This window comes from Sphaerisporangium flaviroseum (genome assembly GCF_039537005.1).
GTDB classification, from domain to species: domain Bacteria; phylum Actinomycetota; class Actinomycetes; order Streptosporangiales; family Streptosporangiaceae; genus Sphaerisporangium; species Sphaerisporangium flaviroseum.
Genome location: NZ_BAAAZR010000001.1, coordinates 1,178,253 through 1,202,329 on the forward strand (window position 1 = coordinate 1,178,253; position 24,077 = coordinate 1,202,329).

Here is a 24,077-nt window from a genome sequence, read left to right on the forward strand (position 1 = left end):
CCGGGTGATCCACGGCTCCACGTCCGGCCACTGCCAGGGCTCCTTGCCCGAATCGTCCATTCGTCGGACGTATGCTCGGACATGTGAGCGAACGCATCGTACGGGCACGGCCACTGGCCCTGATCCAGGATGACCTGGTCGACTACGAAAAGGCCATGGAACGCATGACCGAGCTGGTCGGCGCGCGCCAGCGTGACGACCAGCCCGACATCTTGTGGCTGCTCAGCCACCCGCAGGTGTTCACGATCGGGAAGCGGACCGCGGCCGAGCACCTGCCCGACGCATCACACGGCATCCCCGTCATCCCGACGGGCCGGGGGGGTCAGCTGACCTACCACGGCCCGGGGCAGCTCGTGGGTTACCTGATCGTCAAGCTCCGCGCGGACGAGGGTGTCGTCGACTACGTCCGTGAGGTGGAGCTCCGGCTGGTCGCGGCCCTCGATGAACTGGGTGTTCCGGCCGAGCGCCGCGAGACCCCGCCGGGCTCGGAGCTCCTCACCGGAGTCTGGACCCGCGAGACCGGCCGGAAGATCGCGTCGATCGGCATGCGCGCCAGTCGGGGGGTCACCAGCCACGGCTTCGCCCTGAACGTCGACGGCGACCTCGACCCCTGGCACTACGCGGTGCCGTGCGGCATGCCCGATGTGGACATGACCTCGGTGGCGCGCGAGCTCGCCGAGCCGCCGGCACCCGAGCAGGTCCGCGCGGTCGTCTCTCGCGCCTTCGAGGCGCCCGCCGGTTCCTGAGGCGTCGCGCCTTCGAGGCGCCCGCCGGTTCCTGAGGCGTCGTCACCGTACGGCTCGCGCCCCGGCGGTGAGGGACGCGAGCCGTACCACGGGGCTCAGGTGACGGACTCGTCCAACGGCACGTCGTCGACGTTGCGGCGCGGCCCGGTGAACCAGTGCCGTGCCGACACCGCCCACCAGACGGCGATGCCCGCGAGCACGGCGCCGACCGCGAGCGGCGCGTAGTTCACCGAGGTCCAGGTGAAGTCCTTGTTCCCCGGTATGCCGGCGGGGCTGAGCGGCAGGATGAAGTAGATCGAGATGATGGCGATCTCGATCACCGCGATCCAGCAGAACAGCTTGTACTTGCCGCCCAGCGTCCACGGCCCCGGCTGGAAGGCCGCCCCCATGCGCAGGCGCAGCCAGATCGGGATCAGGAACGCCAGGTAGAGCCCGATCACCGCGATCGAGACCACGGCGAGGAACGCCACCGGCGTCGTGGTGCCCGCCGGCGCGTACAGGGCGGGGATCGTGATCAGCAGGGCGACCAGGCAGCCGACGATGATCGCGTTGACCGGGGTCCGGTTCCTGTCGACGCGCGACCACAGACGCCAGCCGGGGACGGCCCCGTCACGGGAGAACGCGTAGGTCATGCGGGACATGGAGGTCACGCAGCTCATCCCGCAGAAGAACTGCCCGATCGTCGAGATGCCGAAGACCACGGTCGCGAGGCCGGGCGTCAGCGAGGAGGTGAAGATCGCGCCGACGAAGCCGGCCTCCTTGTTGACGGCGTCGACGTTGGTGGCCGCGAACAGGAAGGCGAGCAGCAGCACCCAGCCGCCGATGGCCGAGTAGAAGATCGACTTCCACAGTCCCTTGGCCGCGCTCATGGCCGCGCCCTGCGTCTCCTCCGACACGTGCGCGCACGCGTCGAAGCCGGTGATCGTGTACTGGGTGAGCAGGAAGCCCAGCGGCAGCACGTACAGCCAGAACGTCGGACCTGAGGCGCCTTCCCCGAGCCCGGAGTTGTTGAACCGCTCGAACAGGAACCCCACGCTCTGGTGCTCCGACGGCCCGAAGATCAGGATGAGGACGACCACGGCCGCGCCGAACACGTGCCACCACACCGAGACGTTCTGCAGGATCGAGATCAGCCGGTGGCTGAAGATGTTGATCAGTGCGTGGAGCACCAGCACCACGGCGAACAGCAGGAACGTCTGGCGCAACGGGTCACCGCTCGCCCAGCTGTCGCTGAACCGGCCGATGGTGATGTTGAGGAAGGTGGCGCAGCCGTAGTCGACCGAGGCGGTGACCGCGATGAGCCCGATCAGGTTGAGCCAGCCGGTGAACCATCCGTGGATGGGCTTGCCGAGCTTGGCGGCCCACCAGTAGATGCCGCCCGCCGTGGGGTAGGCCGAGACCAGCTCGGACATGCAAAAGCCGATGATGAGGATGAACGCCGAGATCAGCGGCCATCCGACGGAGATGGCGATCGGCCCGCCGTTGTTCCAGGCCTGGCCGAACGTCGTGAAACAGCCGGCGAGGATGGAGATGATCGAGAACGAGATGGCGAAGTTGGAGAAGCCGCTCCAGCTTCTCGAAAGCTCCTGTTTGTACCCGAGCTCGGCCAGGCGTTCGGCATCGTCGTCGAGGTGGGACTGCTGGGCCATCAGGCCTCCTTGCGTGGCGCGGGTGGTGCGGTGCCGCGCGTCGAGCGGTGAAGGGGGGTGGACGGGGTCAGCCGGCCGGTGGTGCGTTCGGGGGCGGGGGAGACGGGGCCGTCCCCGTGGCGGGGGTGGACGGCCGGGGCTGCGTGGCGGGGGGAGAAGGAAGGGTGGGGTCGTGGGGCCGCCGCCGGCCCCGGACGTCGTCGATGAGGAGGCCGAGCCCGGGATCGTCGAGGTCCCGTACGGCTTGGGCGAACTTGTCTGCGGCTTCGGCGTCGTAGTCGAAGTCGGCGGCCGCGGCCTGCTCGGCGAGCAGGCCGTGATGGACGCTGAACCACAACGTCCACGTGAAGTTGGACATGAGCAGGTAAAGCTGGACCCTTGCCGCGGGATCATCGTCCCCGAAGTAGGCGCGCGTCAACCGCCTGACCATTTCGCGGTCGTAATCGGCCTCGGCCGCGATGTCCCCCAGCTCGAAGGCCGGGTCGTTGTTGCCCGAGAGCTGGTAGTCGACGATGCGCACCACCGAGCCGTCGAGGATGAAGTTCTCCGGCAGCAGGTCGTTGTGGCACGGAACGGTCGGCGGCTGCCGCACGGCCAGCGCGGCCTCGATCTCGGCCACGGCCGGCAGCCGGTCCTCGTAGCCCTGGGGGATCTTCAGGCCGTGGGCGTGGCAGAGCGCCAGCAGTTCCTCCAGCTTGCGGAAGATCGAGAAGTCGGTGGCGAAGCGCGGCCCGGCGTGCAGGCGGCGGCAGGCGGCGGCGATGTCCTCGGTCATCGCGGGGTCGCGTACGGCCGCGGCGTCGAGGGTGGGGCCGTCGATGTACTCGAGCAGCATCGCGCCCGGAAGCCGGAGCAGCACCTCGGCCCCGACCCCGGCCTGAGCGGCCCTGGAGGTGTTGACGATCTCCAGGTCCAGAGGGATGCCCAGCCCGGCGGCCGAGACGTTCGGGTCGAGGACCCGCAGGAGCCAGCGGTCACCCGCGTCGGTCTCCACCCGGACGATGTGATGGCTCAGCCCGCCCTTGATCGGGGTGTAGGTGACCGGCCGGCCGGCCCAGGCCGTGACCAGTTCCAGTGCCGGGCCGAGGAGATCTGGCACGCGGGCCTCCTTTGGTCTACCTTCAGACCATTGATCTGATTCTGCGGGCTGGGTGTTACACGGGGGTACCGATGGTGAAACTTCCCGCCGAGGCGCAGGCCGTGGTCGTCGGCGGTGGCGTCGCCGGATGCAGTGTCGCCTATCACCTCGCACGACTCGGGTGGACTGACGTCATCCTGCTCGAACAACACGAGCTGACGGAAGGGACGACCTGGCACTCCGCCGGATTCGTCGGCCAGCTCAGGTCCACCGTCACCCAGACTCGCATGATCATGTACTCGGCCGGGCTGTACCCCGAGCTCAGCGAGCTGACCGGGCTCGACCCCGGCTGGCACGGCGTGGGCGGCCTGCGGCTCGCCACCACCGGGGAGCGGCACGAGGAACTGCTCCGCCAGGCCGGCGCCGCCGAGACGTACGGACTGGACATGGAGCTCCTCTCGGCGGCGGGCGCGCGGGAGATGCTGCCGCTGCTGGAGGTCGGCGACGTCCGCGCGGCTCTGTGGCTGCCGGGTGACGGCTGGCTCGACCCGGCGAGGCTGGCGCGCGCCCTCGCGGCCGGCGCGGAGAAGCTGGGCGTGCGCATCGTCACCGGCGCCCAGGTGACCGGCATCGACGTCGAGGACGGGCGCGTGCGCGGAGTTCACGTGGGCGATCAGGTCGTCAGGGCCGGCACCGTGGTCAACACGGCGGGGGCGGCGGCCGGGAAGATCGGCCGGCTGGCGGGGGTCGACATCCCCATCGTGCCGATCAAGCACCAGTACGTCGTGACACCGCCGTACGGGGTCCCGGCGACCACGCCGACCGTGCGGGATCCGGACAACATCGTGTACTTCCGGGAGGAGGACGGCGGCATCCTGGTGGGCGGGTACATCCGGACACCGGAGATCTGGGAGACCGCGACACCGCTCGCCGAGCCTCGCACCCTCTTCCACCCCGATATGCCGAAATTTCGTGAATCGTGGGAGTCGGCGCGGCGCCGGCTGCCCGACCTGGCCCGCATGGACACCGGCGAGGACGCCTCCGCCTTCAGCAAGGTCGTCCACGGGCCGGAGGCGTTCACCCCCGACGGGGAGTTCCTGCTGGGAGAGACCTCGGTGGCCGGCCTGTGGGTCGCCGCCGGGTTCTGCGTCCACGGGCTCGCCGCGGCGGGCGGCGTCGGCAAGGTCATGGCCGAGTGGATCGTGGACGGCTCGCCCGAGTACGACGTCTTCGGCATGGACATCCGCCGGTTCGGCTCCCACGCGCGCGGCTCCCGGTGGGCGCGGGCCAAGGCGCTGGACTCCTACAGCAAGTACTACGACGTGGTCTACCCCGGCGAGGAGCGTACGGCCGCACGCCCGCTGCGCCGGTCACCCGCATGGGGGCGGCAGGTCGAGCTGGGCGCCGAGTTCGGAGAGAAGGCGGGCTGGGAGCGGGTCAACTGGTTCGCCACGAACGGCGCGGAGCAGACGGGTGAGGAGTTCCGGCCCGCGGGATGGGCCGGGAAGTTCTGGTCTCCCGCGATCCGGGCCGAGTGCCTGGCGACCCGCGACACCGCGGGGCTGTTCGACCAGACCTCGTTCTCCAAACTGGAGATCACCGGCCTGGCGCCGCTCCAGCGGCTCTGCGCCAACGACCTCGACCGGCCCGTCGGCTCCGTGGTCTACACCCAGATGCTCAACGAGCGCGGGGGCATCGAGGCGGACGTGACCGTGACCCGGCTGGCCGCCGATCGTTTCCGCATGGTCACGGGGACGGCCTTCGGCGTGCACGACGCGGGCCGGCTGCGCCGGCACGGTCTCGACGTGCGGGACGTGACCTCGGCGTACGCCTGCTACTGCCTGTGGGGGCCGAAGGCGCTCGACATCCTCGGCGAGCTGAGCGGCGACGACCTGACCTTCGGTTACATGCGGGCGCGTGAGATCAGCGTCGGCTACGTGCCGGTGCTGGCCCAGCGGGTCACCTTCGCCGGAGAGTTCGGATGGGAGCTCTACTGTCCTTCCGAGTACGGCCTGACGCTGTGGGACGCGCTGATGGAGGCGGGCGTGCCGCACGGCATGCGCCCGGCGGGCTACCGCGCCCTGGACTCCCTGCGGCTGGAGAAGGGCTACCGCGTCTGGGGGCTCGACATCACGCCCGAGACCACGCCCATCGAGGCCGGCCTGGGCTTCGCCGTCCACGGCGACAAGGATTTCATCGGCCGTGACGCGCTGGGTACGCCCCGGCAGTCGCTGCACTGCCTCGTGCTCGCCGACCCCCGCCAGGTCTGCGTCGGCGGTGAGCCGGTCCGGGTCGGCGGCATCCCGGCGTCCCGGGTGACCAGCGGGGGGTACGGCCACCGCGTCGACCGCTCCATCGCCTACGCGTACCTGCCGGTCGACGAGCACGGCGTGGGCTCTGAGGAGTTCGCCGGCCGGGTGGAGGTCGGTCTGAACGGCGCCTGGGTCACGGCCGGCATCGCCGGCGAGCCGCTCTACGACCCGAGCAACAAGCGCGTCCGTCGACTACCCGGCTCCTAGAGATCCCGGGACTCCTCAGGTTCCGGCCCGGAAGCCACCGCGTTCCGGCCGGACCGGCACGGCCGCCCAGGTCTACACGCGTTCGACAGTTGCGTGAAGCAGGGTTGAGAGCGGCTCCGAGCGTGCATGGGATGTACGAGGCCCTCGCGAGCGCGCGCCGCGCCTCCTGCGGGAGCCGGGCGCCACGAGCCCACCACTTGGCATCGAGGCGCGACCGCACCCGACGCCCGAGGAGGGCAGGCATGGCCAACCCCGCCGACCATGGCACGACGGCCACCGGCTCGGTCACCGCGACCGGCACGGTGAACATGATGGATCCCGAGCTCATGAGCGACCCCTACGGAGGGTATTCGCGGATACGCGAGCAGGCCCCGCTCGTTCGGGGCTCCTTCTTCGGGCGCGGCACGCCGCTCTGGCTGGTCACCCGGTATGACGACGTCAAGATGGTCCTGGGCGACGGCCGATTCGTGAACAACCCGGCGAACGTGCCGGGCCTCGACATCGAGAACATCCGCGAGAAGGAGATCGCGGCACGCGGCATCCCCAAGGAATACGCGCAGTACGTGCTGGACAGCGTCCTGGACGCCGACGGCGCCGACCATCTGCGGCTGCGCAAGCTGGTGTCGCGTGCGTTCACCGCGCGCCGGGTCTCCGAACTGCGACCCCGTGTGGAGGAGATCACCGAGGAGTTGCTCGACCGGCTCGCCGACACGGCCGAGGACGGCGTGGTCGACCTGCTGGAGCATTTCGCCTACCCCTTGCCGATCACCGTGATCTGCGAGCTTGTCGGCATCCCCGAGCAGGACCGCCCGCAGTGGCGCGAATGGGGCAAGGCCCTGGTGACCCTCCGGTCCGGACGCATGGCCGTCGCCCTGCGCGAAATGGTGGACCACATCCACAAGCTGATCGAACGCCGTCGCGCCACGCCCACCGGCGATCTGCTGACCGGCCTGATCCGCGCGCAGGACGAGGACGGTGACCGGCTCAGCGACACCGAGATGGTCACCCTGGTGCTGACGCTCGTCCTCGCGGGGCATGAGACCACCGCCCACCTGATCGGGAACGGGACGGCGGCACTGCTGACGCACCCCGACCAACTGGCCCTGCTGCAGAAGGATCCGGCGCTGATGCCCCGCGCCGTGCACGAACTGATGCGCTGGTGTGGACCCGTCCAGGCGACCCGCCTGCGTTACGCCGCCGAGGACGTCGAGATCGGCGGCATGCCGGTGCGCAGGGGCGAGGCGGTGATGGCGGTGCTGGTCGGCGCCAACTACGACCCGCGCCGGTTCGACGACCCCGAACGGTTCGACCTCACCCGCGAGTCCGACGGACGCCGGGAGAGCCATGTGGGATTCGGGCACGGCCTTCACTACTGCCTGGGGGCGGCCCTGGCCCGTCAGGAGGGCGAGGTGGCGTTCGAGGCGCTGCTGCGCCGTTTCCCCGGCCTGGCCCTGGCGGTCGGGCCCGAGGAGCTGGAACGCGAGCTGATGCCGGGCTCGTGGCGGCTGGCCCGGCTGCCGCTGAGACTCTGACCTGGCCGCGCGCGTCGTTCGCTCCGCTCCGTGCGTACACCGGGAAATGCCGGGCACGGTCCGAAGAAGAGCAAAACGCGGATCAGAGGAGGCACCATGCTTCAGGGCAAGACGATCGCCTTTCTGGTAGCGCCCGAGGGGATCGAGCAGGTTGAGCTCACCGAGCCGTGGAAGGCCGTGGAGGAGGCCGGCGGAACCCCCCGGCTGATCTCCACCCAGCCGGGTAAGGCGCAGGCCTTCAACCACCTCGACAAGGCGGACACTTTCGACATCGACGCCACCGTCGATACCGTGAGCGCCGCCGACTTCGACGGCCTCGTGCTGCCAGGCGGTGTCGCGAACCCGGACAACCTGAGAATGCACGAGAACGCCGTACGGTTCGCATGGGAGTTCTTCGACGCGGGCAAGCCGGTCGCGGCGATCTGCCACGCGCCGTGGACGCTGATCGAGGCGGGCGTCGTGGGAGACCGCGCGATGACCTCCTGGCCCAGCCTCAAGACCGACCTGCACAACGCGGGAGCGTCCTGGGTGGACCAGGAAGTGATGGTCTGCACGAACGGCCCCAACAAGCTGATCACCAGCCGCAAGCCGGACGACCTCAAGGCGTTCTGCCAGGCCGCCGTGGACGCTTTCAGGGGTTAGGCCATAGGAGAACGCAAGCTCGGCCGCGGGAGTTGAGGGAAATCGTCATCTCGTTGTGAGTGACATCGGTCTCTGCCATGCTTTCGGCCATCAGCGGCAGATGGGCATCGAGCATGGCAAGGAAGATCCTGATATGACCGAGGTCTTCACGCTCGGAGAGGCGCTCGGCGTGATCTCCGCCGACCGTCTCCGCCACGACACCGACGTCCGCCTCGACGTCGCCGGGGCCGAGCTGACGGCCGCCGTGGGACTCGCCCGGCTGGGTCACACCGTGACCTGGCTGGGGCGGGTCGGCGCCGACGAGCTTGGTGCCCGGGTCATCTCCGTCCTGCGCGGTGAGGGAGTGGATGTCTCCTCCGTGCAGTCCGACCCGGCGGCGGCCACCGGCCTCGCGGTCAGGCAGCGGCGCATCGGCCGGGTCGGTCATGTCGTCCACTATCGCGGTGGCTCGGCGGGCTCCCGGCTCGGTCCGGGCGACATCCCGGCACGAGAGCTTCAGTCGGCCAAGCTCCTGCACGTCACGGGTATCACCCCGGCGCTGAGCGGCACGGCCTGGAGCGCGGCCCACCACGCGGTCAAGCTCGCCAGGGACGCGGGCATGGCGGTGTCGGTCGACGTGAACTACCGGCCCCAGCTCTGGGCCGACCGCCAGGAGGCCGTGGAGGCGCTCAACGAGCTGGCGACCGGGGCGGACGTGCTGTTCGCCAACCAAGACGAGCTGCAGCTCATCGAGCCGGTCATGGGAACGATCCGTGAGCTGGTGGTCACCCGGGGGGCCAAGGGCGCGAGCGCCACGATCAACGGCATGCGGTACGACGCGCAGGCCGCGCCGGTGACGGTCGTGGACCCGGCGGGCGCCGGAGGCTCCTTCGCCGCCGGGTATCTCAGCGGGCTGCTGGAAGAGCTGCACCCCACCGACCGGTTGCGCCGGGGGTGCGCTCTGGCGGCGTTCACCGTGGCGAGCGGCAGCCCCTGGCAGGGCCTGCCCACCCGCGCGGAGCTCCCACCGCTCACCTTTTGACGGCCGCGGGCGCCTACAGCTCCTTGCGGAGGGTCTCGAGGAAGCGTCTCGACTCGGTCACGGTGGCGGCCTCGACACAGAGGCGGTCCATGACCTTCATGTACGGGTCGGTCTCCTCGCGCTTGTCGAGATAGAGGGCGCTGGTGAGCTGCTCCATGTAGACGACGTCGGGAAGCTCGCGCTCGGTGAAGCGCAGGATGGTGAACGGGCCGCCCGCCGCCGCGTGGCCGCCCTGGCCGAACGGGACCACCTGAAGGGTGATGGTGGGCGACTCGGTCAGCTCCAGAAGGCGGTCGACCTGCGCGCGCATGACCTTCGGGCCGCCGAGCGGGCGCCGCAGCGCCGCCTCGTCCACCAGCGCCCACAGCCTCGGCCCATCAGGTGAGGTGATGCGTTGCTGCCGGGCCATCCGGAGCGAGATCCGGCGGTCGAGCTCCTCGGGGGACGCTTCGGCGTGGCCCAGCACGATCACCGCACGGGCGTAGTCCTCGGTCTGCGTGAGGCCGGGGACGAACTGGATCTCGTACGTGCGGATGATCGCCGCGGCCTCCTCCAGGCCGACGTAAAGCTCGAACCACGTGGGCAGCAGGTCGCTGTACTTGTGCCACCAGCCGGGCGCGTTGGCGTGCTCGGCGAGCCGCAGGAACGTGGAGCGCTCGTCCGACGGGCCCACACCGTAGAGAGTGAGCAGATCGGCGACGTCGCGGGACTTGAACCCGACCCGGCCGAGCTCCAAGCGGCTGATCTTGGCGTGCGAGGCGCGGATGACCTCGCCCGCCTGCTCGCGCGTGATGCCCTTGGCCACGCGCAGCCGCCGCAGCTGGGCGCCCAGGATGATCCGAAGGACGGTCGGGCCGCTGCGGGAATAAGGGGAGGCGGGTCCGTCGGGTGTCTCTTCATGCCCAAGCGCCGAAATCATGCGAGCTCCCTGGAGCCTCGGATGAGTAAGCCGACAGTGTCTCATCGTTGGCCCTCGGTCGTACATGCCGTCTCACCGGCTGAATCTTTTGCTCATTCGTGGCGAAAGGCCTACGTTGCGGGGCGTATGTTACGGATCCGTGAGAAAAACAGTCATCTGCACGTGCATTCGTTCTTGCATCTGTACGAGACGTGAAGAAGGATTGACTCTCCCACGTAATGTCCCGCGTCATGTCCAGACCGCGTGAACGGCCCAACGTAGTGAGGACCTTGATGACCGCACACCTGGCACGCCGACAATCCGTGGTACGGGGTGAGGCTCCCTGGTGGCTGCTCCCGGCGATGGAGGACAACCTGTGGGAGCCCGTCGGCGCCGAGCTTGTCGGCCTCGGCCGTACGAGCGCGTCGGTCAAGATCGCGCGTGACTTCACCGTGGAGACGCTGACCAACTGGGGCCTTGACGAGCTGGCGTGCGACGCCCGCCTGGTCGTATCCGAGCTGGTGACCAACGCCGTGCGGCACGCCGGTGAGCCGACCCGGCTGCGGCTGCTCCACCGCGCCTCCCACGTGGTGTGCGCCGTCTTCGACCCCAAGCAGCAGACCCCGGTCGTCACGGACGCCGGCTACTTCGCCGAGAGCGGCCGTGGCCTGTGGCTCGTCGAGAGCCTGAGCTGCTCGTGGGGGTGGCGGCTCGACGGGCAGGGAAAGCTGGTGTGGGCCGCCTTCACCGCCCCCTTCGCCCTCGACCAGAGCCGCACCTCCGCCTAGAGCGCGCCTTCGCCTAGAGCCTGCCTCCACCTGGAGCGCACCTCCGCCCAGAGCACAACCCGCGCCTGGAGCACGCCTTCGCGCAGAGCCGGCGCGCCGGCGGTCAGCGGTGGTCCATACCCTCGGGACGGCCCAGGTCGCGGCCCTGCTCGACCGCGAGACGGGTGAGCTCCACGCGCGATCCGATCCCCAGCTTGCGGAATATCTGGCGCAGGTGGAACGCCACCGTGTGCACGCTGATGAACATCTGGTTGGCGACCTGGCGGTTCGTCCATCCCTGGGCCACCAGCAGCGAGACCGTGCGTTCGGTGTCGGTCAGGCTGGCCCAGCCGCACACCGGCCGGTCGGCGGTCGCCCAGTGCCGGTGCCGGACGCCCATCCTGCGCAGCCTGCGACGCAGGCGGGCCGCGTCCCTGGTCGACCCGGTCTCCTCGTAGCCGGCCAGCGCCTGGTCGAGCCTCCGCACGGCCTCTTGGCGGTCGCCCGCGGCGGCGAGCACGACGCCGAGGTCCTCCGCGGCGGAGGCGCGGGCCCACGGGTCGGCCCCTTCCCCGGCGGCCACGACGAGCGCCTCGGCGTCCCCTTCCAGCAGGCCACGGGCGTGCGTGGCGGCGGTGCGCACCGTACGGAACCCCGGGTTCTCATCCGCCAGGTCCTCCGCGGCCGCGGCCGCGAGTCCGGCGCTGGAGCGGTCGCCCGCGGCCAGGGCCACCCGGACCATCCAGGGGGCGTTGGCCGGGTCGCCGGTGAGGATCCAGCGCCGCTCCCGCAGCTCGGGGTAGAGGTGCGCGACGAGCTTCATCGCGGTCTCGGGGCCGTCGCGCGCCTCCGCGACCTGCGCGGCGACCATCGCGCACCGGGCCGGCGTGGTGGTGGCGGCGTGCCGCGCCAGTCGTGCCCGGTCGTCCTCGATGCGCTGGGCGGCGCCGCGGAGATCTCCCCGGCGCAGGGCGACCGTGCTGAGAACCGACGTCGCGAGCGAGCTGAACAGATGGGTTCCGAGGGTCTCGGCGAGGTCGAGCCCCGCTTGGCCCTCGGCCACGGCCTCGTCCGGCCGCCCGGCGACCAGTTCGACCCGCGCGCGCAGTACGGCGGGGCCGGTGATCCAGGCGCTGTGGCCGAGCGACTCCACCTCCTCCCCGGCCTCTCTGACGACGATCCGTGCCTCGTCGAGCCGGCGGATGTCGGTCAGCATCGAGGCCAGGGCCAGGCGCGGGTGGGTGCGGCGTACCGCCACCGAGCCCTCCCGTGCCCGGTGGACGGCCTCGCTGACCAGCCGCAGCCCGTCCGCGAGACGGCCCGAGTCCCACCGGATCGTCGCGAGGACCACCATGGCCGCGACCACCACCGCTTCCCCGTGGCGCTCGGCGGCCATGAGGATCGCCTCGGCCTCCTCGCCGGCCCGGTGGCTGTCGGCCAGCTCGGCGAGCGCGTACAGCCGGGCGAGGGTGGCACGGTCGCGCAGGTGGCCGGACAGGCCAGGCTGGCAGAGCGCGGTCTCCGCCTCGGCGACCGCCTCCGCGGCCTGCCCGCCCATGAAGAGGATGCCCGACAGGGCGCAGCGCAGCTCGGCTGCGGCCAGGGCGGACATCGGCCGCGCCAGCGCCGAGCGCACCAGGTTCCCCGCGTCAGTGAGGCGACCCGCCTCCGTGGTGGCCTCGATGGCGGTGAGTACGCGGGTGAACCTCTCCGGGTCCGCGAGGTCGCTGAGCTCGACGGCCTGGACGGCCAGGTCCGCGGCGGCGCGCGGTGAGGACGCGAGAACCTCGGTCACGGCCTGGTCGAGACCGGTCAGGGTCCGGGCGTCGCCCCGCCGGATGCCCTCGATCAGATGGCGGGCGGCCTGCACCGGCACGCCTCCCCGCTCGAGGAGGATCTTGCCGATCTGGTGGTGCAGCGCGTGCCGCATGGGAGGGGGAAGGGCGGCGACGACGGCCTGCCAGACGATCTCGTGGCGGAACTCCAGCGCCTCGTCCGTGGCCACGAGGATCCCGGCGTCCATCGCCTCCTCGAAGGCGGGGAGCAACGTCGCCGGGGCCGTCCCCATCAGGTCGGCGGCGTCTTCTGGGGAGAAGGACCGGCCGAGGACGGCCGCCGCCTCGACGAGCTGCCGGGTGTCGCGGTCCAGCCCGCCGAGCAGGTGGCGTACCAGGACGCGGACCCGCTCGGGCGTCTCGGCCGAGCGCAGGCGGCACCGGCCGTCGGCGATCTCGACGGCGCCCTCCTCGCGCAGGCCGGCGAGCAGCTCGGTGAGCAGGAAGGGATTGCCACCCGCGCCCGCCGCGCGCGCGAGCAGGTCCGGATGCGGTACGGCGCCGAGCACGTCGGCCGCCACCTCCGCCACCACGTCCCCGGCCAGCGGCCGGAGCTCGATCCTGGTCGCTCCGTGCTGTTCGAGCAGGTCGAACAGGCGTTCCGCGTGCCCGTCCGCCAAGGTGCACCGGGCGAGGAGCCACACGATGGGCTCGGAGGTCAGCTCCCAGTGGAGCATCCGCAGGGCCGCGATGCTGGCGGGGTCCGCCCACTGGAGATCGTCCAGGCCGACCAGGACCGGATGGGTCGCCAAGCACCTTCGCAGCCGCCGCCGTAGCCGCTCCACGAGCAGCGTGCGTGGGTCTTGGCCGTCGTGGAGGAGCTCCTCACCTCTCCAGGCGCGCGGAGGAAGCTCGTCCAGGGCCATGAACAGCGGGGCGAGGGGGATGATCTCCTCCAGCTCCTCCACGCGGCCGGTGACCGGCAGGAAGCCCTGCCGCGAGGCATGGGAGGCGGCTTCGGCGAGCAGCAGGCTCTTGCCCGTTCCGGGCTCGCCCTCGACCAGCAGCGTTCCCCCTCGGCCGTTCTCGGCGGCCCTCAGAAGCTGGATGAGGATATGCCATTCGGGCTCGCGTCCACGCATGTCTCCCCCATGACGGGGTGCTGTTCTGGGCGGGAACCTTCGACGCATCCGGGTGAGCGTGCGCTTCCGGCCGTGAGCGCCTCCCGCCGGCCGTGCGGCCGTTCGTCACCCGGCGCACTGCCTCTCACCACAGTACACACGGCACCGTTGCCACTCTCGGGACGGGCCGCCCCCTCCATCAGGGTAGTCACCTGCCCTTCCGCGACGGGTCGGGCGACGCTCCCGGGCGGGTCCGCCGGGCCCGGGGGTCTCACGGGGCGACCGCCGCCACGTCGTGGTAGCTCGTTCACTACTCGAATGGAGGATGTGGGGTTCCCGTCCGCTGGCCAGGGTCGATGGTATAGGCGTATGCGTCCGACCGGCGTGCCGGGGTTGTGTGCGCCCTTCCACCGTCCCAGGGAGGCGATCATGGCCAAGGCAGTCGGCATCGACCTCGGCACCACCAACTCCGTCATCGCGACGACCGAGGACGGTCAACCGGTGGTCATTCCGAATGCCGAAGGGCAACGGACGACCCCATCGGTGGTCGCCTTCACCGACACCGGAGAACGACTGGTGGGCCAGCTTGCCCGGCGGCAGGCCATCCTCAATCCCAAGGGCACCATCTACTCCGTCAAGCGGTTCGTCGGACGCCGGTACGACGAGGTGGAGAGCGAGATCCACGCGGTGTCGTTCGACGTGGTGCCAGGGCCGGACAACGCGGTCCGGTTCAAGGTCAGGGACAAGCTGTACGCGCCGGAGGAGATCTCCGCCCTCATCTTGCGCAAGCTCGTCGGCGACGCCGCGAAGTTCCTGGGGGAAAAGATCACCGAGGCCGTCATCACCGTGCCCGCCTACTTCAACGACGCGCAGCGCCACGCCACCAGGGACGCCGGCAAGATCGCGGGCCTGGAGGTCATGCGGATCATCAACGAGCCGACCGCCGCCGCCCTCGCGTACGGCCTGGACAAGAAGGGCAGCGAGACGGTTCTGGTCTTCGACCTCGGCGGTGGCACCTTCGACGTCAGCATCCTCGACATCGGCGAGGGGGTCATCGAGGTCCGCTCCACCGCCGGCGATACCCACCTGGGCGGTGACGACTTCGACCGCAGGATCGTCGACCACGTGGCCGACGAGTTCCAGCGGCTGGAGGGCATCGACCTGCGCAAGGACCCGCAGGCCCTGCAGCGGCTGTTCGAGGCCGCGGAGAAGGCCAAGGTGGAGCTGTCGTCTGTCACCCAGACCACCATCAGCCTGCCGTTCATCACCGCGGACGCCAACGGGCCGAAGCACCTGAACACCACCCTCATGCGCTCCACGTTCGAGGAGATCACGCGTGACCTGGTGGAACGCACGATGGGACCCGTCAAGCAGGCCATGGAGGACGCCAAGCTGTCGGCCGACGACCTCGACGAGGTCATCCTGGTCGGTGGATCGACGCGCATACCGGCCGTGCAGAATGTCGTGCGCCGCCTCACCGGCGGCAAGGAACCCAATATGACGGTCAACCCGGACGAGGTCGTGGCCGACGGTGCCGCGATCCAGGCCGGGGTCCTGAAGGGCGAGGTCCAGGACGTTCTCCTGCTCGACGTCACGCCCCTGTCGCTCGGCATCGAGACGCTGGGCGGCGTGATGACCAAGGTCCTGGAGCGGAACACCACCATTCCCGCCCGCCGCACGGAGACGTTCAGCACCGCCGAGGACGACCAGAACGCCGTGGACGTGGTGGTCCTCCAGGGCGAGCGCGAGCGCGCGGCGGACAACCGCGCCCTCGGCCGGTTCCGCCTGGAGAACATCCGCCCGGCTCCCCGTGGAGTCCCGCAGGTGCAGGTCACCTTCGACGTCGACGCCAACGGCATCCTCAACGTCACGGCCAAGGACAAGGACACCGACGCCGAGCAGCGCATCACGATCAGCGAGAGCTCCAACCTCGACAAGGGCGAGATCGACCGGATGGTCAAGGACGCCGAGCAACATCGCACCGAGGACGCGAGGATGCGTGAGTCGATCGACGCGAGGAACGAGCTCGACTCGGTGGCCTACCAGGTCGAACGCCGGATCGCCGAGCTCGGTGACGCGGTCCCTGTCCACGAGAAGGCACGTGCGGAACAGCTGGTCAACGACGCGCGCCAGGCCATCAAGGAGGAGGCGCCTGTCGACCGCCTGCGCGCCCTCAGCTCGGAGCTGCAGCAGATCTTCCACAGCCTCAGCGCCGTGTCCGCGCCGCAGGGAGAGCCCGCGGGCGCGGGAGCCGGCGCGGGGCCCTCCGCCCAGCAGGGCGCGTCCAGCGGTGACGATGACGTCATCGACGCCGAGTTCACGACATCGGACTGACATGACCGGCCACCACGACGAGCCGGCCCGCGGGGCCGCTCAGAACATCGGCCCCGGGAGCCCCGAACAAGGCGCGGGCCGCCCGGCGGGACCCGGCGCGCAGGAGGCCGACGCGACCGTCACCGACCCGGCTCTGGCGGACATGGACGCGAAGATCACAGAGCTGGAGGACCGGTGGCTGAGGTCGGCGGCCGAGCTGGAAAACCTCCGCAAGCGGATAGCGAGGGACGCCGAGCGCATACGCACCGAGGAGCGTGCCCGGGTGGTACGGGAATGGCTGCCGATCATCGACAACCTGGACCTCGCCCTGCGCCACGCGGACGCCGACCCCCGCGCCGTCACCGAAGGCGTGCGCGTGGTCCGGGACCAGGCCGTGGCGCAATTGGCCAGGCTCGGGTTCTCGCGCCACGACGAGACCGGCGGGTCGTTCGATCCCACCTTCCACGAGGCGGTGGGCACCGTCGCCGATCCGGACCTCCCGCCCGGGGCGGTGGTGGAAGTCGTACGGCCCGGCTACGGGGAAGGTGAACGACAGCTCCGCCCGGCCGGGGTCATCGTCTCCACCAGTCCGGAGTAGCGAGGGGCGATGGCGGCACGCGACTTCTACGAGGCCCTGGGGGTGCCGAGGACGGCGACCCAGGACGAGATCCAGCGCGCGTACCGCAAGCTGGCCCGCGCCAATCACCCCGACGTGAACAAGGATCCCGGCGCCGAAGAGAGGTTCAAGGACATCTCCGAGGCCTACGACGTGCTGTCCGACCCGAACAAGCGGCGGCGGTACGACGCGTTCGGGGCCGACTGGCGGTCGGTGCCCGAAGACGTCGACCCAGAGGCCTGGTCCAGGGCGCGCGCGAGGGCCGGCGCGGGTGCCGGAGCCGGCTGGGGCGGTGGCGGCGGCTGGGCCGGCGCCGGCGGCAGGCGGACGTCCGGCCCGGGAGAGGGCTTCCGGTACACCTCCGACCAAGGCGGCGACATCGACCTGGAGGAACTGCTCGGCGGCATGTTCGGAGGAGGGGGCTTCGGTGGCGCGCGTGGCGGCGGGCGGCGCTGGGGGCCGGTGCCCGGGGCCGACCAGGAGGCCGAGATCACGCTCACCGTCGACGACGCCTACCACGGCGGCCGCCGCACGCTCACCATCCAGGGGCCGGGCGGGCCGCGCACCATCGACGTCAAGATCCCTCCTGGAGTGACGGATGGCCAGCGCATCAGGCTGGCGGGCCAGGGCGGTCACGGCCCCGATGGTGGCCGTGCGGGCGACCTGTACCTCATCGTCCGCATCTCGGATCCTCGTTACCGGGTCGAGGGGCGTGACATCGAGGTGCCGCTGCCGATCACCCCGTGGGAGGGCGCCCTCGGGGCGACGATCGCCATCGACACCCCCGGCGGGGAGGCGAAGGTGAAGGTGCCGCCGGGAACGTCCACCGGCCGTCGCCTGCGCCTGCGCGGGCGGGGGCTGCCGAATCCGAAGGGTCCGCCCGGTGACCTGTACGCCGAGGTCCGGATCATGGTGCCGCCCAGGCTCACCGACGAGGAACGGAGCCTGTACGAGCGGCTCGCCGCGGTCTCCGATTTCAATCCGAGGAGGCCGGCCCGATGATTCCCAGGAGGCTCCCATGAAGACGGCTCTGGTTCCGGTGCCGGGCATCAGCCTCGAATCGTTCGCCCGCGCCGGAGGGCTCCACCCCGAGCAGATACGGCGGCTGGTCCGCCTCGGCCTTCTCGACCCGATGGCCGACTACGGGGATGACATGAGGTTTCCGCCCTCGCAGCTCGTCCTGCTCGGCCGGATCGAGCGCCTGCACGCCGGCCTGTGTCTCAACTACGTGTCGCTCGGCGTGGTGATCGACCTGCTCGACCGCATCGCGGAGCTGGAGTCGGCTCTGCGTCACCGCTCACGACCTACGGGAGTCTGACCGTGGACCCGAACCGATTGACCCAGAAGTCGCAGGAGGCTCTGCACGACGCGCAGACCAAGGCGATCCGCTACGGGCACACCGAAGTCGACGGTGAGCATCTGCTGCTGGCCCTGCTGGAGCAGCCCGAAGGGCTCGTACCCCGGTTGCTCTCCGCGGCCGGCGGCGACCCCGACAAGCTGAGGCTGGAGCTGGAGGCCGAGCTGGAGCGGCGGCCGAGGGTCAGCGGTCCGGGTGCCGCTCCCGGCCAGGTCTACATCACCCAGCGTCTGTCCCGCCTGCTCGACACCGCCGAGCGGGAGGCCAAGAGGCTCAAGGACGAGTACATATCCGTCGAGCACCTGCTGCTCGCGCTCGTGGACGAGGGCACGGAGAGCGCGGCCGGCCGCCTGCTCCACGGGCACGGCATGACGCATGAACGCCTGCTGGAAGTCCTCACGCAGGTCCGCGGCAACCAGCGTGTGACCTCCGCCAACCCCGAGGTGTCCTACGAGGCCCTGGAGAAGTACGGGCGCGACCTGGTGGCCGCCGCCCAGGCGGACAAGCTCGACCCGGTCGTCGGCCGTGACACCGAGATCCGGCGGGTCATGCAGATCCTGTCCCGAAAGACCAAGAACAACCCCGTCCTCATCGGCGACCCCGGAGTCGGCAAGACCGCCATCGTGGAGGGCCTCGCCCAGCGCATCACCCGCGGCGACGTCCCCGAAGGGCTGAAGGACAAGACGATCTTCAGCCTCGACATGGGCGCCCTCATCGCGGGCGCGAAGTACCGGGGCGAGTTCGAGGAGCGGCTGAAGGCGGTCCTGAACGAGGTCAAGGCCTCGGAGGGGCGGATCCTGCTGTTCATCGACGAGGTGCACAACGTCGTCGGCGCCGGGGCCACCGAAGGCGCCATGGACGCGGGCAACATGCTCAAGCCGATGCTGGCCCGCGGCGAGCTGCATCTCATCGGCGCCACCACGATCGTGGAGTACCGCAAGTACATCGAGAAGGACGCGGCCCTGGAGCGCCGCTTCCAGCCGGTGTTCGTCGACGAGCCGTCCGAGGAGGACGCGATCTCGATCCTGCGCGGCCTGCGTGAGCGGTTCGAGGTGTACCACGGGGTGAAGATCCAGGACAGCGCGATCGTCTCCGCCGTGGTCCTGAGCCACCGCTACATCTCCGACCGGTTCCTGCCCGACAAGGCGATCGACCTGGTCGACGAGGCCTGCGCGATGCTGCGTACGGAGATCGACTCGATGCCGGCCGAGCTGGACGAGCTCACGCGCCGCGTGATGCGGCTGGAGATCGAGGAGGCGGCGCTCGCCAAGGAGGAGGACCCGGCGAGCGTGCAGCGGCTCGAGAGCCTGCGCAAGGAACTGGCCGACCTGCGGGCCCAGGCCGACGCCATGCGCGCCCAGTGGGAGGCAGAGCGGCACGCCCTCAAGAAGGTACAGCAGCTCCGCCAGGAGATCGAGATGGTACGGCGCGAGGCGGAGCAGGCCGAGCGCATGTACGACCTCAACCGGGCCGCCGAGTTGATGCACGGCAAGCTGCCCGAACTGGAGAGGAGGCTGCACGCCGCCGAGGAGCAGCTCGAATCCAAGCAGGGCGGCCACCGGCTGCTGCGCGAGGTCGTCACCGAGGACGAGATCGCCTCGATCGTGGCCCGATGGACCGGCATCCCCGTCAGCCGTCTGAAGGAGGGCGAGCGCGAGAAGCTGCTGAAGCTGGACGACATCCTGCACGAGCGGGTGGTCGGCCAGGACCAGGCCGTGCAGGCCGTGACGGACGCGATCATCAGGGCCCGTTCGGGTATCAAGGACCCCCGCAGGCCGATCGGCTCCTTCATCTTCCTGGGCCCCACCGGTGTCGGCAAGACGGAACTCGCCAAGGCGCTGGCCGAGGCGCTGTTCGACACCGAGGAGAACATGGTCCGCATCGACATGAGCGAGTACCAGGAGCGCCACACCGTCAGCAGGCTGGTCGGCGCGCCTCCCGGATATGTCGGCTACGAGGAGGGCGGCCAGCTCACCGAGGCCGTGCGGCGCAAGCCGTACTCCGTCGTGCTCTTCGACGAGATGGAGAAGGCGCACACCGACGTGTTCAACATCCTGCTCCAGGTGCTCGATGACGGGCGTCTGACCGACGCCCAGGGCCGTACGGTGGATTTCCGCAACACCGTGATCATCATGACGTCGAACATCGGGTCGCACTACCTGCTGGACGGCGTCATGGCCGGGGGCGAGATCGACCCGGAGGCCCGGGAGCTGGTCATGGGGGAGCTCCGCTCGCGCTTCCGCCCCGAGTTCCTCAACCGCGTCGACGACACCGTGCTGTTCAAGCCCCTGACCGAGCCGGAGCTGGAGCGCATCGTCTCGCTGATGTTCAACGACATCAGGGCGCGACTGGCCGATCGCCAGATGACCTTGGACGTCACCGAGCCCGCGCTGCGCTTCATCGTCGAGCAGGGCTTCGACCCCGTCTACGGCGCCCGGCCCCTGCGCCGGTTCATCTCCCGCGAGGTCGAGACGCGCATCGGGCGGGCGCTGATCGCCGGAGACATCCGGGAAGGCGCCGTCATCCGCGTGGACCTGGTCGGCGACCGGCTCACCGTCTCCTACGAGAACACCGGCGGCGGGGAAGCCGGGCAGCGAACCGAGCGGTCCGCCGGCCAGAGCGCCGCCTAGCGAGGGGAGACCGGGCCGATGCAGTCCGCGACCATCGTGAAGTGCGAAAACTGCGGGAACGACACCGGTCCCGTCCTGCGTTCCTGGATCGACGAAGCACTCGGCGCGGCATGAGCGAGCATGTGCCGGAGACACCGGATCTCTTCGGGGCCTATCCCCGGCTCGGCGACGCGGCGATGGCGACCCTGGCCATGCACGGCGAGCGGCGCCTCACCAAGGCGGGCGAGGTGCTGTTCAGGGAGGGAGAGCCGGTTCCGGCGTTCTTCGTGATCGCCGAGGGGAAGGTCGCGATCGTCCAGCGGTACGGCTCGCAGGATCATGTGCTCGGCGTCCACGGCCGTGGCCGGTTCCTGGGCGAGCTGGGACTGCTGACCGGGCAGGCCGGGTTCCTGAGGGCCGTGGTGCGGGAGGCGGGGGAGGTGCTCGCCGTACCCGTGCCCGAGCTGCGCACTCTGGTCGCCAAGGACTCCGAGCTCGGTGATCTGATCCTGCGTGCCTTCCTGGCCCGCCGCACGATCCTGATCGAGCGAGGGGCCGGGTTCCGGATCATCGGCTCGCGCCTCTCACTGGACGCCCGGCGGCTCCGCGAGTTCGCCGCGCGCAACCGCCTGCCCCACAAGTGGGTCGACCTCGAGGAGGACGCGGAGGCGGAGGAACTGCTCCGCCAGCTCGGCTTCAAGCCCAAGGACACCCCGATCGTGATCCTGCGCAGCGAGCGGGTGCTGCGAAATCCCGGCAACGCCGAACTGGCGCGGGCGATCGGCCTGCCGGTCCCCCGGACCCGGGAGATCGTCGGCGACCTCCTGATCGTCGGGGCGGGACCGGCCGGTCTGGCCGCCGCCGTGTACGGGGCGTCGGAAGGGCTCGCCACGACGGTCGTCGACGCCGTGGCGACGGGCGGCCAGGCGGCGACGAGCTCGCGGATCGAGAACTACCTCGGGTTCCCTTCGGGGATATCCGGCGGGGAGCTCGCCGAGCGTGCCGTCATCCAGGTGGAGAAGTTCGGCGCGCAGATCTGCGTCCCGGCGGAGGCGGTCTCGATCGGCCAGCGTGACGGGTACTACACCATCGGACTGGACGAGGGCAGGGTCGTGCACGCCCACGCGGTCGTCGTCGCCACCGGCGCGCGGTACCGCAAGCTCGACGTGCCGGGCATGGAGCGGTTCGAGGGCGAGGGTGTCCACTACGCCGCGACCATGTTCGAGGCACAGCTCTGCGTGCGCGATCCCGTGATCGTCGTGGGCGGGGGGAACTCGGCAGGCCAGGCGTCGCTCTTCCTCGCCCAGCACGCCGCGCGGCTACGGCTCGTCGTACGTTCCGGCGACCTCGGCAAGGACATGTCGAAATACCTGGTCGAGGAGATCACGCGCAATCCAGGGATTCAGGTCCTGCTCAACACCGAGGTCAAGGAACTGGTCGGCGACAAGGGCCTCCAGGGCGCCGTCGTCGAGGACAACCGCACCGGGGAGCGGCGGGAGATCGAGGCCACGGCCGTCTTCGTCTTCATCGGGGCGGAGCCGCACACCCGGTGGCTCGCCGGTGAGATGGCGCTGGACGACAAGGGGTTCATCCTCACCGGCCCCGACGCCGTACAGGCCAAGGGCGACAGCCGCCAGTGGGAGGAGACGGGCAGGCCGTACCCGCTGGAGACCAGCAGGATGGGCGTGTTCGCGGTCGGCGACGTGCGGAGCGGATCCATCAAGCGCGTCGCCTCAGCGGTGGGCGAGGGCTCGATGGCCATCCGGCTCATCCACGAGCACCTCCATACCGGGGGCCTGCCTCCGGCCTGACCCGGTTCGACTCGCCCGCCTGCGCTTTCGCCGCTCCGAATCCGGCGCCTGATCGTCAAAGGCCGTCGAGGAGAATACGTTGTGAGCGGAATTCGTGCAAAGCGGAATCCGCTGGTGGTGAAAATGTGCCGTCAGTGAAAAGGGTGTCGACCGGTCACCGTTTCTGGGACCGTTAATCTGGCATTATGCGGCGCGCAAAAGCCGTGATTCCCAGGCCACTATTCGAAGCAGGTGACAAACGGTGACCCCGAGGCCTTCTCCCCGTGACCCGTCCGCGACGACCTTCAGGTCCAGCGCTCAGCCCGTCGAGGTGCCCCACCCCTCGTTGATCGATCCGATCAGCCAGCGACTCCTGCGCGAGCGCATCATCTTCCTGGGCCAGGAGGTCGACGACGAGATCGCCAACCGGATCTGCGGCGAGCTGCTGCTACTCTCGGCAGAAGACGCCAAGCGCGACATTTTTCTTTACATCAACTCGCCTGGCGGATCTGTGACGGCAGGTATGGCGATTTACGACATCATGCAATATGTTCCGAACGATATCTCGACGGTGGCGATGGGCCTCGCCGCCTCGATGGGTCAGTTCCTGCTCTGCGCAGGCACATCCGGCAAGCGCTACAGCCTGCCGCACGCCCGCATTCTGATGCACCAACCGCTGGGCGGCATCGGCGGCACGTCGTCCGACATCCAGATCCAGGCCGAGCAGATGCTCTACACGAAGAGGATGTTCGCCGAGCGCATCGCCTTCCACACCGGCCAGTCCGTGGAGCAGATCGAACGCGACTCCGACCACGACAGGTGGTTCACGGCCGAGGAGGCCAGGAGCTACGGCTTCGTGGACCACGTGGTGCGGAGCGCCAATCTCGTCCCCTCCGCCGGCCCCGTCTCATGACCGGCCACGCATGGCCCGACCCCGAACCACCAGTGGAGGAACCGTGACCGACAGCCATCTGAGCCGATCCGAGGTCGTCCCCATCGACAGCCGCTACATCCTTCCGTCCTTCACGGAGCGGACATCGTACGGCGTCAAGGAGATGAACCCTTACAACAAGCTCTTCGAGGACCGCATCATCTTCCTCGGGGTGCAGATCGACGACACCTCGGCCAACGACGTGATGGCGCAGTTGCTGACCCTTGAGTCCCTCGATCCCGACCGCGACATCAGCATCTACATCAACTCGCCGGGCGGGTCCTTCACCGCGATGGCGGCGATCTACGACACCATGCAGTTCGTCCGCCCGGATATCCAGACGGTGTGCATCGGCCAGGCCGCGTCCGCCGCGGCCGTGCTCCTCGCGGCGGGCACCCCCGGCAAGCGCGGGGCGCTGGCCCAGTCGCGGGTCCTGCTGCACCAGCCCTCCATCGAGGGCACCTTCGGGCCGACCAGCGACATGGAGGTCCAGGCCCGCGAGATTCTGCGGATGCGCGCGCTCCTCGAGGAGCTCGTCGCCAGGCACTCGGGCCGTTCGGTCGAGAGCGTGCGCACCGACATCGAGCGCGACAAGATCCTCACCGCCGAGGAGGCCAAGGGCTACGGCCTGATCGACGACATCTTCACCAGCAGGAAACGGCCGGCGAAGCAGGTGCCGTCGCAGGTCCGCTGAGCGGCACCGGCGCCACCCG

18 protein-coding genes are annotated in these 24,077 nt (G+C 70.0%); 14 read left to right on the plus strand and 4 right to left on the minus strand.

What is annotated here, in order from left to right; all coding sequences use genetic code 11:
• Positions 1-83: 83 nt before the first annotated feature.
• On the plus strand, positions 84-746 hold the full coding sequence (lipB, locus tag ABD810_RS05570) for a lipoyl(octanoyl) transferase LipB (RefSeq protein WP_344934987.1): 663 nt from the start codon (positions 84-86) through the stop codon (positions 744-746).
• A 95-nt stretch (positions 747-841) separates the two neighbouring features.
• On the opposite strand, the gene ABD810_RS05575 is transcribed toward lipB, so the two are convergent.
• Complete coding sequence (locus tag ABD810_RS05575; RefSeq protein WP_344934990.1) at positions 842-2,395, minus strand: amino acid permease; 1,554 nt, start codon at positions 2,393-2,395, stop codon at positions 842-844.
• Between the two features lie 67 nt (positions 2,396-2,462).
• Positions 2,463-3,494, minus strand: a complete 1,032-nt coding sequence (locus ABD810_RS05580) for a phosphotransferase (protein WP_344934992.1) — start codon at positions 3,492-3,494, stop codon at positions 2,463-2,465.
• A 71-nt stretch (positions 3,495-3,565) separates the two neighbouring features.
• On the opposite strand from ABD810_RS05580, the gene ABD810_RS05585 reads away from it, so the two are divergent.
• From ABD810_RS05585 to ABD810_RS05600, 4 genes are all read left to right on the plus strand, one after another.
• Positions 3,566-5,992, plus strand: coding sequence for a GcvT family protein (locus ABD810_RS05585; protein WP_344934994.1), 2,427 nt, complete (start codon positions 3,566-3,568; stop codon positions 5,990-5,992).
• 242 nt (positions 5,993-6,234) lie between these two features.
• The gene (locus ABD810_RS05590) at positions 6,235-7,524 is read left to right on the plus strand and encodes a cytochrome P450 family protein (protein ID WP_344934996.1); all 1,290 of its coding nucleotides are present in this window, start codon (positions 6,235-6,237) and stop codon (positions 7,522-7,524) included.
• 96 nt (positions 7,525-7,620) lie between these two features.
• The gene (locus tag ABD810_RS05595; RefSeq protein WP_344934999.1) at positions 7,621-8,166 is read left to right on the plus strand and encodes a type 1 glutamine amidotransferase domain-containing protein; all 546 of its coding nucleotides are present in this window, start codon (positions 7,621-7,623) and stop codon (positions 8,164-8,166) included.
• Between the two features lie 133 nt (positions 8,167-8,299).
• Positions 8,300-9,187 (plus strand): sugar kinase, encoded by an 888-nt coding sequence (locus ABD810_RS05600; protein WP_344935001.1) that lies wholly within the window; start codon positions 8,300-8,302, stop codon positions 9,185-9,187.
• A gap of 13 nt (positions 9,188-9,200) precedes the next feature.
• On the opposite strand, the gene ABD810_RS05605 is transcribed toward ABD810_RS05600, so the two are convergent.
• Complete coding sequence (locus tag ABD810_RS05605; protein ID WP_344935003.1) at positions 9,201-10,106, minus strand: helix-turn-helix domain-containing protein; 906 nt, start codon at positions 10,104-10,106, stop codon at positions 9,201-9,203.
• A 272-nt stretch (positions 10,107-10,378) separates the two neighbouring features.
• Between ABD810_RS05605 and ABD810_RS05610 the strand changes: the two genes are divergently transcribed.
• On the plus strand, positions 10,379-10,873 hold the full coding sequence (locus ABD810_RS05610; RefSeq protein ID WP_344935005.1) for an ATP-binding protein: 495 nt from the start codon (positions 10,379-10,381) through the stop codon (positions 10,871-10,873).
• Positions 10,874-10,976: 103 nt separating this feature from the next.
• Here ABD810_RS05610 and ABD810_RS05615 read toward each other — a convergent pair whose 3' ends face one another.
• The gene (locus tag ABD810_RS05615; protein ID WP_344935007.1) at positions 10,977-13,769 is read right to left on the minus strand and encodes a helix-turn-helix transcriptional regulator; all 2,793 of its coding nucleotides are present in this window, start codon (positions 13,767-13,769) and stop codon (positions 10,977-10,979) included.
• 408 nt (positions 13,770-14,177) lie between these two features.
• Here ABD810_RS05615 and dnaK point away from each other — a divergent pair, with 408 nt between their 5' ends.
• The 8 genes from dnaK to ABD810_RS05655 all read left to right on the plus strand — a co-directional run bounded on the left by dnaK (position 14,178) and on the right by ABD810_RS05655 (position 24,058).
• Positions 14,178-16,082, plus strand: coding sequence for a molecular chaperone DnaK (gene dnaK, locus ABD810_RS05620; protein ID WP_344935009.1), 1,905 nt, complete (start codon positions 14,178-14,180; stop codon positions 16,080-16,082).
• Between the two features lies 1 nt (position 16,083).
• Complete coding sequence (locus tag ABD810_RS05625) at positions 16,084-16,659, plus strand: nucleotide exchange factor GrpE (RefSeq protein WP_344935012.1); 576 nt, start codon at positions 16,084-16,086, stop codon at positions 16,657-16,659.
• Between the two features lie 9 nt (positions 16,660-16,668).
• The gene (locus tag ABD810_RS05630; RefSeq protein WP_344935015.1) at positions 16,669-17,679 is read left to right on the plus strand and encodes a DnaJ C-terminal domain-containing protein; all 1,011 of its coding nucleotides are present in this window, start codon (positions 16,669-16,671) and stop codon (positions 17,677-17,679) included.
• Between the two features lie 16 nt (positions 17,680-17,695).
• The gene (locus tag ABD810_RS05635) at positions 17,696-17,995 is read left to right on the plus strand and encodes a chaperone modulator CbpM (RefSeq protein ID WP_344935018.1); all 300 of its coding nucleotides are present in this window, start codon (positions 17,696-17,698) and stop codon (positions 17,993-17,995) included.
• Positions 17,996-17,997: 2 nt separating this feature from the next.
• Positions 17,998-20,664, plus strand: coding sequence for an ATP-dependent chaperone ClpB (clpB, locus tag ABD810_RS05640; RefSeq protein ID WP_344935021.1), 2,667 nt, complete (start codon positions 17,998-18,000; stop codon positions 20,662-20,664).
• A 110-nt stretch (positions 20,665-20,774) separates the two neighbouring features.
• Positions 20,775-22,454 carry an FAD-dependent oxidoreductase gene (locus ABD810_RS05645; RefSeq protein WP_344935023.1) on the plus strand — a complete coding sequence of 560 codons (1,680 nt, stop codon included), beginning with the start codon at positions 20,775-20,777 and terminating at the stop codon, positions 22,452-22,454.
• A 325-nt stretch (positions 22,455-22,779) separates the two neighbouring features.
• Positions 22,780-23,346 (plus strand): ATP-dependent Clp protease proteolytic subunit, encoded by a 567-nt coding sequence (locus ABD810_RS05650; protein ID WP_344935026.1) that lies wholly within the window; start codon positions 22,780-22,782, stop codon positions 23,344-23,346.
• A gap of 43 nt (positions 23,347-23,389) precedes the next feature.
• Positions 23,390-24,058, plus strand: a complete 669-nt coding sequence (locus ABD810_RS05655) for an ATP-dependent Clp protease proteolytic subunit (RefSeq protein ID WP_344935028.1) — start codon at positions 23,390-23,392, stop codon at positions 24,056-24,058.
• Positions 24,059-24,077 lie beyond the last annotated feature (19 nt).